The sequence below is a fragment of the Campylobacter sp. BCW_6871 genome (assembly GCF_001762325.1).
Lineage (GTDB): Bacteria > Campylobacterota > Campylobacteria > Campylobacterales > Campylobacteraceae > Campylobacter_D > Campylobacter_D jejuni.
The window spans coordinates 135,970-150,451 of the sequence record NZ_MJWQ01000066.1 but is presented as its reverse complement, the minus strand read 5'-3'; the positions used below and the strand labels follow the sequence as shown (position 1 = coordinate 150,451).

Genomic DNA, 14,482 nt, shown 5'->3' with positions numbered 1-14,482 from the left:
TTTGTATGGCTACTTTACCATTGATGGTTCCATTATTGGTAAGATTAGTAAGAGTAAGAGTATCGCTGTTGCTAGCATGGACATAGATAATTTTATCGTTGTTATTCTCATTGCCTAAAGTTCCATTTTTTTCAATTGTTATAGAATGAGAACCATTTCCATTAACTTCTATTGTGTTAGTTTGTGAATTGCTTACGGTCGTATCAATTCTTGCTTGAGGACTATAAACACTTGCTGAACTAGCCTTAAGATTTTTATTTGCTTCATCATAAGTTTTTATTTCAGGAGTAAGTGTAGCATTAGCACAACTCGCTAAGAAAGAAATAGTAGCTAAAGATAAAACTATCTTTTTAGAATTTAAACAGGGTTCTTTAATCCCCCCCCCCCCGTAGACACCTTACTTGAAATAATATTTTTACTCAAATATTTTTCTCCTTCCTTATTTAAAATGATTTATTTTGAAATTAATTTCATATTATTTATTTTTTAATAATAATATAAAATATAAAAATAAAATAGCGGAATAATAAAATATTTAAACTTAAAGTATAATTAAATACTAATTATTATAAAACTATATAGTTTAAATTTAAATTTTATTTTATATAAAAAATTGATTTAATGAGAGTAAATTTGTATGAAATGTTGTAAATATTTTTGTGGTGTTTATAATTAATTTATATCAATTAAAGCTAGCCTGTAAATTCAGTAGCTTCATAGCCTATAGGTTTATCTACAAAACAAGATTTTTCTTTTAAAAATATAACCTCTATAGTTCCGACCGGTCCATTTCTATTTTTTCCAACAATAATTTCAGCATTTTCTTGCATAGGATTTGGTATAAAAAGCCTTTGATAAGCTTTACCTTCAGCTTTAGCTTTATTCTCTCTTTCTTTTTCTTCTTGCTCCCTATAAACCTCATCGCGATATACAAATAAAATAGCATCCGCATCTTGCTCTATAGCTCCACTTTCTCGCAAATCACTCATCAAAGGACGCTTATTTGCTCTTTGCTCTAAACCACGATTAAGTTGTGAAAGTGCGATAATCGGCATATCAAGCTCCCTAGCCAAAAGCTTAAGTCCTCTTGAAATTTCACTCACTTGCAAATGCCTATCATTAAAATTTGAATTACTCATCATAAGCCCTATATAGTCAATCACACAAAGTCCTACACTTTCATCTTGAGATTTTAAACGCCTTAAAATAGCCCTTACATCAGCAATAGTTGCATAACCACTATCGTAAATATATAATTTCTTTTGACTATAATCATTACAAGCATCTCCTAAACGCTCCCATTCATCATCGTTTAAATCTGCGGTTAAAATTCTTTGTAAAGGGATAGAAGTTTTTGAAGAAAGCATTCTTTGCATGATTTGAGTTGCGGGCATTTCAAGAGAAAACAAAGCCACACCTTTATTTTGTCTTAAAACTTTATCAATGAAATTTAAACAAAGGGTTGTTTTTCCCATACCTGGGCGCGCAGCGATTATTATAAGCTCACCTCCTTTAAAACCTTTTGTCATTTTATTTAAACCCTCAAAACCTGTATCAAGGCCTATGATATTTTTATTTTCTAAAGTTTTTTGCTTTTTAAATTCTTCAAAAAGTTCTGATATTATTATATTAACATCTTTAATATCTCTAAAATTTACACGATTTGTAATGCTAAAAATTTCTTTACCAATTTCATCTGCGATTTCACTTACAGCACGATTTTCATTAATACGAGCTGGTAAAAGATGTGCAAAACTCAAAAGTTGTCTTTTGATGGACTTTTCGCGAAGTTCATTTACATAAGCAGGCAAATCTATCATAGAAGGAGTGGCAAGAATTTCTGCTAAAATCTCTTCATCTATTTTTTTATGTTTTTTTAAAAAACTTATAGAAATAGGCTCTTTGTTGTTGCTACAAGCTATAATTGCTTTAAAAATATCTTCATGAGCTTTAAGACTAAAATCTTTCGGACTAATATCGCCTGCTATACTAGCGTAAGCTTCTTCACTCATGATGCAACTGCTTAAAATAGCTCGCTCTAAATCCAAGTCATAATACTCTTGTTGCACTAAATTTCCTTATAAATATAAATAATTTTAAAAATTTTATCTAAAAAAACTTAAAATTATAAACTTTAATTTTTTATAAATATTTAAAGTAATATTAGTTACAATTATAATCACAACATTTATTTTATTAGGAGAACACTTGAAAAAACATTTATTTTCATGTATTTTAGCTTCCATCTTAGCCCAGTCAGCTATGGCTGTAGATTTTCAAGAAGGTTTTAGTGGAAATTTAAGCATAGGTGTAGGTGCAAGAGATATTAAAAGCAATATTTCAACTTTAGCGGATAGCGATTACTTGGGTGGTTATGATGCTGATAATTCGGACTCTTCTTTTATTCCTTTTATCGGTGTAGAACTTTACTATGGCAACCTTATAGACAATGATAGAGTTTTTATCAAAAACTACAATGGAAGAGATATCAGCGGTATAGCTTTAGGTTATGAAAAAGCCTATTTAGAGCGTTTTAGTACTTCTTTTTCTGTAATTTCTTCTTTAAGAGAAAAAGCTTATGCAAATCCTTATCAAATAGGCAATAGAGAAGAAACTGATGTTGATAGATATGGTTTTAAAATCTCTCAACTTTACGAAAGTGATTTAGGAAAATTTACAGCTTCATATTTATTTAGCAAAAACAAATATGATAAAGACGCAGTTGAGTACAACTCTTTAAAAAGAGAGGGGTATTATCACGAGTTTGAATTAAATTACAATTATAGTTTGTTAAATTTAGGACTAAGCTATGATTATAATGATGCAGATGGAAAAGCTCAAAGTTACTCAAGATATGGTTTAAGCATGGGAGCAAATTTAGCTTTTGCTAATGACTATATCTTCACCCCAAATTTAAGTCTTAGCAAATATGAAGCAGTAGGAACAGATCCTATCTTTCACAAAAAACAAGACGGTAATATAGTTAAGCTTAATCTAAAAGTTGTTAAAAATCAATTTTTGGGCTATAACGGACTTTATGGTTTTGCAAATTATGGTATAGAAAAAAGAAATAGCGATATAGGATTTTATGATGAAACCTATCAAGTTGTTTTAACTGGAATAGGATATAAATTCTAAAAAATTATAAAAAAAGCTCCTTTGATAAAATTTAAAAAAGATCTATCCACTATAAAGATAGATCTTTAAAAATCCTTTTAAGAAAAATCCAAGCTAAAATCAAAACACAAAATTCAGCAAAAAATGGACTTAACCATACTCCATTTAAACCTATAAAATAAGATAAAAGCAAAAGAAAAAATAAAGGTATGAATAAATTTTGCATTAAGCTTAAAACCAAAGAAAAACTTGCTTTATTAAAAGCTGTCAAAAAAGAACCACTTAGGACATTAAACCATGCAAAAATATAATTAAAAGCAAAAAGCATCAAAGCTGTATAAGCAAAAGTTTTAAATTCTTGATCATTTTCTTTTGCAAAAAGTGCTATCAAATTTTCTCCAAATATCAATATAAATACTATAGAAAATAAAGATAAAATTCCCCCTGCAAAAAATACCACTTTTATAATAGCTTTAATCCTTAAAAAATCTTTTTTAGCATAATTATAACTAAGTGCAGGTTGCATCGCATCTCCCATAGCAATAATGAGCATTATAATAAAACTATCAATATATAAAATAATAGAAAAAGCTGCCACGGCTTGAGTGGTAGAAATTTTTAACAAAACAAAATTTGCAAAAATACTATATAAAGAACCCGAAACATTGCCAAAAAACTCGCTACTTCCATTATAAAGAATATTTTTAAAAATTCTCAAATTTATATATAAACTTGAAAATTTAAGCTCTAAATTTTGAAATAAAAAAGGAATAATTCCAAAAATACCACTTAAAACAATTCCTAAACAAGTTGCAAGGGCTACCGAAAACAAGCCCCAACCAAATACAACTATAAAAAGATAATCAAATATAATATTACTTAAAGCTATGATTATGTTCATAATCATACTATAGGTTGTTTTTCCACAAATTCTTAAATAATTATCCAAGGCAAAAGAAAGCATGGTAAAAGGTGCAAATAAAGCAAAAACAAACATACATTCTTTAGCCATGGTTTTAATCTCATCGCTAACATTTAGACAATCAATCAAAACAGGTCCTAAAAAATACTCCAAAATTCCAATAAAACAAGAGATTAGAAAAATAATCAATATACTAGAACTAAATATCTTTCTAGCTAAATTCTTCTTGCCTAAACCCAAATGCATAGAAATTTGCACTGCTGAACCTATAGCTATCATATCAGCCAAAGCAAAAGACATCATAATAAAGGGAATAATCAAGGCTAGTGCTGCTAAAGCATCACTTCCTAGATATTTTCCAACAAAAATTCCATCAACTATATAATAAAAAGAAATAAAGGCCATGCTTATGACATTTGGCACGGCACATTTTATAAAAAGCCTAAAAGGGCTTAAAGTGCTAAAAATATTTGACATATAAATCCTTTAAAAATATTAAAATAAAATATTTTTAAAGACGCTAGTAGAGTGCTTGAAGTCCTAAAATATAGAAATTTAAACGATAAGTTCTTATTGTTGTTTTTGTATTAGTTTTATTTTGCATTTTCATAGATTTAAATTAAAATAATAAGAATTATAAAATTTACTTATTAATAAGTCAAATTTAGCCCGAAGGCTAAATTTTAAAGCACGGAAAGAATTTTTACAGCGTCATTTAACCCTGTAACTATACTTGCTCCATTTTTAGTAGCAATATCTCCTGCTACAAAGATACCTTTAACATTGCTTTGTTTATTTTCATCCATTAAAGGCACGCCTTTATCATCAACATTAATCCCGCATTTTTGTAAAAAATCAAGTGGAGTAGAACCACCAATAGCATAAATGATTCTATCATAAATATCGCTTGTACCATCGGTAAAATTTACCTTAGCCTTGCCACTATCATCTTCTATCTCATTAATGTCAATTCCTAGTTTTAACTCTACTTTACCCGAATTTCCAGCTTCGTGAATATCTTTAAGATTTATATCATTTAATCTTGTAAATTCTTTTTTACGATAACAAAGGCTAACTTGATTTGAATTAGCCAAATCCACAGCGTATTCTGCTGCTGAATTTCCACCACCTACAACAAGAATTTTTTCATTTCCCAAAACTGAATTGGCATTAAAATTAATGATTTTTGTTAAAGTCGTAGGAAGTTTGTAATCAGGCTTATTAGGCTTACCCATTCTACCTATAGCAACGATGATGTTTTTACACTCATAAACGCCTTTAGCTGTGCTTACTAAAAAAACTCCATTTTCATTTTTAACGCTCTCAACTTCAGAGCCAAATTCAACTTCTATATTGTGTTCTTTTAATACGTTTTGAAAAGTTTCTATAGTACTTTCTTTGGTACCATCTTCAAAAGGAACATGTCCATGATTAGTTCCTTCGCATCCCTTATAAGCTTTATCTACTCTTTTGCCATCTTTATAAAATTGCATTAAAGTTTGGCAAATGTTATTTGATTTTTCCAGTATCAAAACTTCTTTGTTTTTAAGCTTAGCTTCAACCGCACAGCCTATGCCTGTTGGACCTGCACCTACTATAATTAAATCTATTTTTTTCATTTATATTTACCTTTCAATTCTGATTTTTTTTGTATAATTTATCAAGTTTTTTGTAAATAAAGGATTAAAAATGCGAAATTTGCTTGAAAATATTAAGAAAAATTCTCAAAAACTACTTAACTTAACACCTAAAGATAAAGAAAAAATTATTTTAAAATTAGCTCAAATTTTAAGAGAAAATTTCAAAATTATCCTAGAAGCAAATAAAAAAGATATAGCAAATTTCACAAAAAGTGGAACAATAAAAGATAGGCTTTTGTTAGATGAAAAACGCATTTTAGCTCTTTGTGAAGGTCTAGAAAAAATCGCTTATATCGAAGATCCTATAGGCAAAATTTCTAAAGCTTGGAAAAATTATGCGGGTTTGAGTATACAAAAGATGAGCATTCCTTTAGGACTCATTTGTGTTATTTACGAAGCAAGGCCTAGTCTTAGCGCTGAAATCGCAGCTTTAATGATAAAAAGTTCTAATGCTTGTGTATTTAAAGGTGGAAGTGAAGCAAAATTTACAAATGAAGCTATATTTACTCTTGTTAGCAAAACACTTAAGGAATTTGGTTTGCAAGATTGTTTTGCTATGTTTACTCAAAGAGACGAAATCAAGCAAATTCTAACTTTTGATGATTTAATCGATGTGATCATACCTCGCGGTAGTTCAAATATGATACAAGAAATTGCAAACAATACTAAAATTCCTCTCATTAAGCAAGATAAGGGATTGTGTCATGCTTTTGTAGATCAAAGTGCTAACTTAGATACAGCTTTAAAAATAATCCTTAATGCAAAGTGTCAAAGAGTAAGTGTTTGCAACGCTTTAGAAACGCTTTTAATCCATGAAAAAATTGCTAAAAATTTTATAAGTCTTTTAATCCCTGAATTTAAAAAATTTAAGGTAAAAATTCACGCCCATGAAAATGCTTTGGCTTATTTTAACAACTCAAATTTAGAAGTTTTTAAAGCAAGTGAAAATACCTTTGATACAGAATGGCTTGATTTTTCTTTAAGTGTAAAATTAGTAAAAGATTGCGATGAAGCTATAGATCATATCAACAAACACAGCTCCTTGCATTCTGAAACCATTATCTCAAATGATGCTTCAAATATCGCTAAATTTCAACGCCTTATAAACTCATCTTGTATTTATGCTAATGCTTCAACGCGTTTTAGCGATGGAGGAGAATTTGGCTTTGGTGGGGAAGTTGGAATTTCAACTAGCAAATTGCATGCAAGAGGTCCTATGGGGGTTGAAGATATTTGCACTTATAAATATATAATCAATGGGGAAGGACAAATTCGAGAGTGAATAAAATAGAAATGCTAAAGCAACACTTTAAAGAAATTGCTAAACTAAATTCAAGTGAACAAGTTTGGCAAATGCCTTTTTTTGCGGCTTTGGGTGTGGGTATAGTTTTAGGGTTTAGTGTATTTTTTGGAAAATTAAACTATGGACTCATTGCCATGATAGGAGCTTTATCTTTTTTATATGTTCCAAACACTCCTTTATATCATAGAATGGCTGTTGTGATGTGCTGTTCTTTTGGCATAGTTTCTAGTTTTTTCTTAGGAATTTTAACCCATTTTTTACCTGCAATTTTTGCCTTCATCCCTATAGGACTTGTGGCCATGGGAAGTTCTATTTTAATTAGATATTATAACATTGGTGCACCTGGATATTTCTTCTTTGTATTTTCTTGTGTTTTAGGAGCTTATTCTCCTTTTGAAGCTAAGGATTTTATCTTTTTAGTGGGTCTTGTTTTTCTTGGAGCAATGGTAGCTAATTTAATGGCTTTTTTATACTCTATCGTTGTGATTTATGGATTTAAAAATGCTTTACCTAGCGAAATTCCACCTAGAGAATACATAGGTTTTGATGCAGTTTTTGTGGATTCTTTGATTATGGGTTCTTTTGTAGCTTTTTCTATATTTATAGGAACTTTTTTAGAACTTGAAAGAAGTTATTGGATAGCCATTTCTTGCACAGCTATTATGCAAGGTGTAACTTTAAACTCTATATGGATTAAACAAATTCAACGTATCATAGGAACGGCCTTAGGAGTATGTTTTGCATGGTGGCTTTTATCTAAACAATTTCACAATATAGAGCTTGTTTTACTTATGATGTCTTTGTTTTTTATAGGACAATTTTTAGTCAATCGAAACTATGCTTTAGCTATGATTTTCTTTACTCCTTATGCCACTTATCTTTCGGAAGCAGCTAATTTTATGAGTGAAAATGCAAATACATTAATACTCGCTCGTTTAGTTGATGTCGTAATAGGAAGCATTTTAGGACTTTTGGGTGGTTTTGTAATTTATAAACCTTATCTAAGAGTACATTTTGAACGCATTGCAAAATACATCTTTAGGATAAAACGAAAAGCTTAAAAGTCAAATAAAACACAAGCATTATCCCCTAAAATTTGCTCTTGTTCTTTTTTAGATACGACAACTTCATTAAAAGCTGCTAGAGCCGATGAAAAATTAATATTTGCTTCAAAATTTGTATGCGGCCAATCACTTCCAAAAACAAAATTGCTAAGTGGAAAATGTTCTTTTAAAATTTCATATATTTTCTTTGCAAATTTTATAGCTTGTTCATTATTAGCATAGTCTATTTTTGCTCTATAAAAACCGCTAATTTTAAAAAATATTCTAGAATTTTTTAGGTAAATTAAATCCTCTAAATTTGTTAAGTTTGCATTAGCTCTTGCTAAATGATCAATAACAATATTACAACCATAAGGAATTAAATTTTTAACAATATCAATAAGATTATTATCCAAATCTCTTTGAATTTCTATTTGCATTTTAAGCTTACTTAAATTTTCAAAAAATTGAATCCAAACCGTACTTTTAAAATTTGGCAATTCTTTGCCAATTAAATTTAATCTAACTCCACAAGCTTTTCTTTCTTTTAGTTTTTGAAGCTCATCAAATTTAATACCTTCATCAACCACAACTATAGCTTTTATATTTTCATCTTTTTCGATACTCTGAAGCAAAAATTCATTATCAACACCTAAAAAACTTGGCTGAACTAAAACCCCTTTATCAAAACCATAATGATCTAAATTTGCTTTATAATCTTTAAAACTAGCGTCATAATCAGGCTTATATCTTGCATTTGCAACTGTATTTAACTTTTTCAAAAATATATGTGCATGAGTATCAATCTTCATTAAACTATCCTTATAAAATAAAACTCATTATAACAGTAGCTAAAATCGCCGCCATAAATCCTATTGGCACAGCTTTAATAAGTAAATCTTTAAATAATTTTTCCTTATATTTATCAGGACAAGATCCTAAAATTAAACTTCCTCCAGAAGAAAAAGGAGAAATAGCGGAAGCTTGAGCCCCTACAACAATACAAGAAAAAAGCAATGCCTCGCTTAATCCACTGCTTGCAGCAATGCTTGGAACTATAGGAAAAAGCGCTGGAGTAACCACACCCAAAGTACTTGAAAAAAGCGACATAAAAGCTGCAATAGCACACATTATTAACGGAATAAAAATCACATTGACCTCATTTTCTACAAGATCTGAAAATAATTTTATAGCCCCTGCTTCAACTGCTATGCTAATTAACATCCCTACTCCACAAATCATTATCAAGGTTCCCCAAGGAATTAAAGCAACAACTTGTTTCTCATCGGCTAATTTTAAAAATAAAGCAATGGCAACAAAAATCATGGCTATCATAGCTATATCTATTTTTTTATTAAAATAACTAATTGTCTCATTATGTGGAAAAATAATATTTAGCACAGGAAAGATTAAAACAACAATAATCATCATAAACATGAGAATTAAAGTAGTTTTTTGTTTATAATCAAATGGATCAGATTTTGAAATAACACTGGTTTGCATCTTATTTTTAAAAGCATTAAACACAAAAAAAGATAATACCACAATAGGCAAAATTATAGTAAAAGCAAAAATAATACTAGAATTTATAAAAGCTTCATTTGCTTCAATACCTGAATTTTGCATCAATCCTCGAAAAATAATCCCACTTTGAGAAGTCATAAAATTTGCTCCTCCTAAAGCACCATAGTTTATGGCCATAGCTCCGGCAATTTTACTTAAACCGATTTTATCGCAAAGTAAAAAAGTAAGGGGTGCCATAAAAGCCAAAACCGTATAAAAACCCGCTCCTAAAGCAGCTATAATAGCACTAACCACAAAAATAACAAAAGGAAGTAAATAAGGATGATTAGCAAAACGATACATCAAATGTCCAGCTAATTTTTCAAGAGTTCCATTTACGGTTGCAAAATTATAAAACAATGAAACAGCAAAAATAACAAAAAATATAGAAATAGGCCAAAAAGCTATGATTTTTTTAGGAGCTAAATCCATAAAAAAGGCTCCTATAATATAAGCAAAAATCATAGCAAAAATTCCAACATTATGTCTAGTAATATAGCCTAAAATGATGGCTACTATAATACTAGAGATGATTAAAAAAACCATTATCATCCTTTAAAATATTATAGGGCTTATGATATCAAAAAATATATTTTTCAAAGCATAAAAACAAAATCTAAAATTTAAAAAATATCTATTTAGTAACAAATTTACTCATCTTATAAAATATTTTACAGAATATCTTGAATTATAACAAGCAAAAACCCTTTTTAGGCAAAAAAAACAACACCATAATCCCATCTAAAAATATTTGAAAATAGAAAAAATATTCTCATAAGCTCATCTTTATAATATAGAATTAAAACACTACAGAAAAGTCAAGTTTAAAAATTTAAAGAATGCCTTGAAGAATAAAATAAAAAATTGTATAAATTTAAAAAAGCCTTGGAATAGTCCAAAAGCTTTTTTTGTATTACTTGTTCGCTCTTTCTATATACTCACCACGCACAGTATCAACGCGTATAACTTCACCTTCTAGCACATGAAAAGGAATTTGCACTACTGCGCCTGTTTCTAAAGTAGCTGGTTTTTTATTTGATCCTTGAGTATCGCCTTTGAAATTTGGAGCCGTTTCGATGATTTTGAGTTCAACAACTTGTGGAACTTCTACGCCGATAGCCTTGCCATTATGAAAAAGTACATCTACCATCATACCATCAAGCATCCATTTTTTTGCCTCACCCACATCATCATCACTGATAGCTACTTGTTCATATGTTTGTGTATCCATAAATTGGCAATTTTCACCATCATCATAAAGATACTGCATAGTTTTATCTTCTAAATTTGGAGCTTCACATTTATCGCCTGCATGGAAAGTTTTTTCAAGTACTTTACCATCAATAAAAGATTTGATTTTAATACGCACAAAAGCAGGACCTTTACCTGGTTTTACATGCTGATACTCAACTATTTTAAAAGGAATTCCATCGATTTCTATTTTAAGTCCCTTTTTTAAATCACCCATTGAATAAGATGCCATAAATTTCCTTTGTTAAAAAATAAAAAATAATTCTATCAAATTTTGATTGATATCACAATAAAATTATTTTATTTGATAAAAAAATAAGTAAAATTACGCTAAAATTTAAATTTAAAGCATAGTAAATGCTCGCTTCTTTTTAGAAGAGGAAAGTCCGAGCTGCTAAAGACAAGCATTCCATCTAACAGATGGCTAGGGCAACCTAAGGGATAGTGCAACAGAAAGGAAACTACCACACAAGTGGAAAAGGTGAAACGGTGGGGTAAAAGCCTACCAGCGATTTTGGCAACAATTTCGGCTATGTAAACCCAATGTGCAGCAAGAAGGGATGGTTAGCGTCTTTGTTTTAACCCTTCGCTTGATTTTGTTTGTAAAAACAAAACTAGATAAATGAGCATTCAAGACAGAACTCGGCTTATCGCTATGCTTTTTAAGATCTAACATAGGTCAAAGCTTTTTGAAATTTTTGAATTTCAACAGCCTTTGCTTTTTTCTTTTGTTCAATTAGTGCAACAGCTTCTTGCAAAAGAGCTTGAACTTGATAAAATATATCATTTATATTTTCTTTTATAAAGTCTTCTGAGGGTGATCTTTTAGCTAAATTTTTAATAAAAGCTTTCATATCAAGTTTATCAAGCAAATTTTCAAGCTTATTAATATCTTCTTGAATTAACGCGAGTTTAAAATCATTGATCCACTGTTTCATTACTATGCACTTCTCTCCAAGCTTCTAGTAAACCTTTGGTTACATTTATAACTTCATTAATTCTTTCTTCGTTATTTTCTAAATTTGCCAAAGATAAAAGTTGAATTTCTCTTGTATAAAGCCCACTTAAATAATGCGCCACATCTCCACCTTTTTCATAATCTAAAGTATTAATAAGCTCTATAAAAATAGCTGTTGTTCTTTTTACAAAGTATACTCTTTGCTCTATATCCTCGTTTCTTATCGCCACTTTAGCCCTTGCACAAAAACGCAAAATTCCCTCATAGAGCATTTCGATAAGTTTTTGCGGAGATTCTATCCCCGCTTGATTTTGAGAATAAGCATTATAAGCTAAACTATTTTGCATCTTTTTTATCCTTAATTATTAGAATTATTTGCTGCATTGATCATATTAGTCACAGTTGTTAATTGCTGATTAAGTTTATTTAAGATGCTCTCATATTGCAACCATTGATTTGCCATTGTATCATACCTTGTATCAATCAAAGTTTGAGTTGATTCTTTGGTTTGGGTTAAAGACTTAGTATCATTTGTTAAACTCTCATCGTATTTTGTTAAAGAGCCATCTTTGCCTGTTATACCTTGTAAAGTTGTTTTAAGTTGCGCAAAAACACCCACACCTTCAACTGCCTCAGCAGCAATGCTCGTTTGGCTTAAGCCAAATTGTTTAAGAAATTCGCTATCTCCTTTTATGGCAAAATCAGAACTTCCGTCGGTTTTAAAATTAAGCTTATATCCTTTTTCTCCATCTTTTTCATAAGTTTCAACTTTAACTGTTAAACCTTCAATACCTTTACTATTGATATGATCAGCTAGATTTTGAAGCATTTCTTGCTCTGTTTTTCCTGTTAATTTAAAATCAGTTCCATCAGCATTTTTAGATAAATCATAAGTTTCAAAATTCGTAACAATTTGAAACTTACCTGAAGAAAAACTTATACCTTTATCATCATCTTCGCCCACATATTTGCTAAGACTACCTTCTTTAATTAAATCACCAGTATAGTTTATATCCTTGTATTGAGTAATGCCTGAAAAAAAGCTTTCAGTTAAATCAGGATTTTCTTTCATCTTGCTTTCAAAAGCGGAAGAGTCAAAATTTAGAGTTCCTGACTCAGTCATACTTAAACCATAGTCTTGTAAAGAAAGCATTACCTTAGCACTTACTTTATTTCCATTAGTATCTTCTACAGTGCCATCAACTGATTGAGTTTTAAAAAGCGCAGAAATAATACTTGAGCGTATAGAGTTTACTTCGGTTACGCCTTGTAAAGAACCTTTGGTTCCTGTTTCGCTGTTATAGTCTGTAGCGGCATTAAGATTTAACACTAAATCATTATAGGCATCAACCATATCTTGCATAGCCTTGGTAACAGACTCACTATCTTGCTGAACATCAAAATTAATTTCACCTGTTTTATTTAAAGTCAAAGTAATACCTACACCAAGATCGGTTATAGTATTGCTCGATCTTGTCATCTTGATACCATCCATGGTAAATTTAGCATCCTGAGCTTTTTGAATATGCAAAGGATTATCTTCGCTATCAATAATGCCAACACCTTTTTTACTTTTAGCAGGATCAAAATCTTCAGCTTTTAAAGCATCTTCATCGAGTTTCCAACCAAGACTTTCAAAAACACTTTTAGCATTTTCATCAACTTTGTATTTACCATCAGAATCTTTTGCACCCGGATAAAAGCTTATAGCACTATCTTCACCTGTCTCCTTACTCGTTAAGGTTAAGCGATAAGGTGCGTCTTTTTCTCCTGTATTTACCATCTTAGCTACAATTTCTCCACCCGTAGCAGTATTAATCTTATCAACTAAATCACTATAGGTTGTATTTTTATCTATAGTAACGCTATATTCTTTTCCATTAGAAAAAAAAGTTAAATTTGTAGGTTCTTTTAAACTTGCATTGATAATTCCTGTATCATTTACCAAACCCTTGCTTTGATAAACATCTTTTTGGGCAAGTTGAGTTACATTGATATTCATGCTTTGTAAAGCAACACCTGAAGTCACACTAAGGCTTGCAGGAGGATTATCAGTGATACTTGCTATAACCTTTCTTTTTGCAAAAGCCGTAGAGTCTCCTAAAGACGATACAGCTGCTTGAAAAGCAGAAAGCTTGGTTTTAAGCTCGGTTAAATCTTTTTGTTTGGTTGTATTTTCTTCGATTTTTTTAGTATAAGGATCAATACGAGCTTTTTGTTCTGCTTCTTTTAACTTGTCTAAGGTTTCTTGAGTTAAAACCCCAGAACCAAATCCTAAACTAGATAAACTACCGAATGCCATTTTTAACTCTCCTTATCAAATATCATTCCTATCACATCTCTAAAATACTCAGCTAATCTCATAGCTTCTTCGCTAGGAATTTGACGAATTTCCCTTCCAGTACTTTTTTCAGTCACGCTAATATACATAGAATTAATTTTATCACTATAACCAAAACGAACATTAGTATCTAAAGAATCCATTTGTTCATTTAACTTTTTTGTAATATCAGCTAACTTTTCATTCACACCTTGCTGTTGTCCATCATCGCCTCCTTGGCTTTGACTTCTATCGGTTTGAATGTTTAAACTAGCCTGTGTCTCACTTGTTCTTTGGCTAATGTTTGCCAAAGCTGTATCCATTTGCCCATTTGCCTTCGATATTTCCATTTTAAAATCCTTTTT

At 30.2% G+C, this 14,482-nt stretch carries 13 protein-coding genes and 1 other RNA gene; 4 read left to right on the top strand and 10 right to left on the bottom strand.

Going from position 1 to position 14,482, the window contains the following annotated elements; all coding sequences use genetic code 11:
• Positions 1–692: 692 nt before the first annotated feature.
• Positions 693–2,069, bottom strand: a complete 1,377-nt coding sequence (locus AJ930_RS08160; protein WP_044794230.1) for a replicative DNA helicase — start codon at positions 2,067–2,069, stop codon at positions 693–695.
• Between the two features lie 139 nt (positions 2,070–2,208).
• Here AJ930_RS08160 and AJ930_RS08155 point away from each other — a divergent pair, with 139 nt between their 5' ends.
• Positions 2,209–3,138 (top strand): DUF2860 family protein, encoded by a 930-nt coding sequence (locus AJ930_RS08155; RefSeq protein WP_002881020.1) that lies wholly within the window; start codon positions 2,209–2,211, stop codon positions 3,136–3,138.
• A gap of 49 nt (positions 3,139–3,187) precedes the next feature.
• Here AJ930_RS08155 and AJ930_RS08150 read toward each other — a convergent pair whose 3' ends face one another.
• Both AJ930_RS08150 and AJ930_RS08145 read right to left on the bottom strand, forming a co-directional pair.
• Positions 3,188–4,516 (bottom strand): MATE family efflux transporter, encoded by a 1,329-nt coding sequence (locus tag AJ930_RS08150; protein ID WP_070275147.1) that lies wholly within the window; start codon positions 4,514–4,516, stop codon positions 3,188–3,190.
• 206 nt (positions 4,517–4,722) lie between these two features.
• Complete coding sequence (locus tag AJ930_RS08145; RefSeq protein WP_070275146.1) at positions 4,723–5,658, bottom strand: NAD(P)-binding domain-containing protein; 936 nt, start codon at positions 5,656–5,658, stop codon at positions 4,723–4,725.
• A gap of 70 nt (positions 5,659–5,728) precedes the next feature.
• On the opposite strand from AJ930_RS08145, the gene AJ930_RS08140 reads away from it, so the two are divergent.
• A complete protein-coding gene (locus AJ930_RS08140; RefSeq protein WP_070275145.1) occupies positions 5,729–6,961 on the top strand; it encodes a glutamate-5-semialdehyde dehydrogenase in 1,233 nt (410 codons plus the stop codon).
• Positions 6,958–8,043 carry an FUSC family protein gene (locus AJ930_RS08135; protein ID WP_070275144.1) on the top strand — a complete coding sequence of 362 codons (1,086 nt, stop codon included), beginning with the start codon at positions 6,958–6,960 and terminating at the stop codon, positions 8,041–8,043. Before AJ930_RS08140 ends, AJ930_RS08135 begins: the two co-directional genes overlap by 4 nt.
• Here AJ930_RS08135 and AJ930_RS08130 read toward each other — a convergent pair.
• The 3 genes from AJ930_RS08130 to efp all read right to left on the bottom strand — a co-directional run bounded on the left by AJ930_RS08130 (position 8,040) and on the right by efp (position 11,071).
• The gene (locus AJ930_RS08130; protein ID WP_070261622.1) at positions 8,040–8,837 is read right to left on the bottom strand and encodes an amidohydrolase family protein; all 798 of its coding nucleotides are present in this window, start codon (positions 8,835–8,837) and stop codon (positions 8,040–8,042) included. The genes AJ930_RS08135 and AJ930_RS08130 overlap by 4 nt on opposite strands.
• A 10-nt stretch (positions 8,838–8,847) precedes the next feature.
• Complete coding sequence (locus tag AJ930_RS08125; protein WP_083263167.1) at positions 8,848–10,140, bottom strand: SLC13 family permease; 1,293 nt, start codon at positions 10,138–10,140, stop codon at positions 8,848–8,850.
• 361 nt (positions 10,141–10,501) lie between these two features.
• Positions 10,502–11,071, bottom strand: a complete 570-nt coding sequence (gene efp / locus AJ930_RS08120; RefSeq protein WP_002855210.1) for an elongation factor P — start codon at positions 11,069–11,071, stop codon at positions 10,502–10,504.
• 113 nt (positions 11,072–11,184) lie between these two features.
• On the opposite strand from efp, the gene rnpB reads away from it, so the two are divergent.
• An RNA gene (gene rnpB / locus AJ930_RS08115) (RNase P RNA component class A) lies at positions 11,185–11,505 on the top strand.
• On the opposite strand, the gene AJ930_RS08110 is transcribed toward rnpB, so the two are convergent.
• The 4 genes from AJ930_RS08110 to AJ930_RS08095 are packed head-to-tail and all read right to left on the bottom strand — an operon-like array spanning position 11,502 to position 14,467.
• Entirely contained in the window at positions 11,502–11,777 is a 276-nt protein-coding gene (locus tag AJ930_RS08110; protein ID WP_070275142.1) for a hypothetical protein, read from the bottom strand. The two genes, rnpB and AJ930_RS08110, sit on opposite strands and share 4 nt — an antisense overlap.
• Positions 11,758–12,144: a flagellar export chaperone FliS gene (gene fliS / locus AJ930_RS08105; RefSeq protein WP_002861271.1), complete on the bottom strand. Its 387-nt coding sequence runs from the start codon at positions 12,142–12,144 to the stop codon at positions 11,758–11,760. The genes AJ930_RS08110 and fliS overlap by 20 nt, the downstream gene beginning before the upstream one ends.
• 11 nt (positions 12,145–12,155) lie before the next feature.
• On the bottom strand, positions 12,156–14,099 hold the full coding sequence (gene fliD / locus AJ930_RS08100) for a flagellar filament capping protein FliD (RefSeq protein ID WP_044794225.1): 1,944 nt from the start codon (positions 14,097–14,099) through the stop codon (positions 12,156–12,158).
• A 2-nt stretch (positions 14,100–14,101) separates the two neighbouring features.
• Positions 14,102–14,467 carry a FlaG family protein gene (locus AJ930_RS08095; protein WP_032603292.1) on the bottom strand — a complete coding sequence of 122 codons (366 nt, stop codon included), beginning with the start codon at positions 14,465–14,467 and terminating at the stop codon, positions 14,102–14,104.
• Between the last annotated feature and the right edge of the window lie 15 nt (positions 14,468–14,482).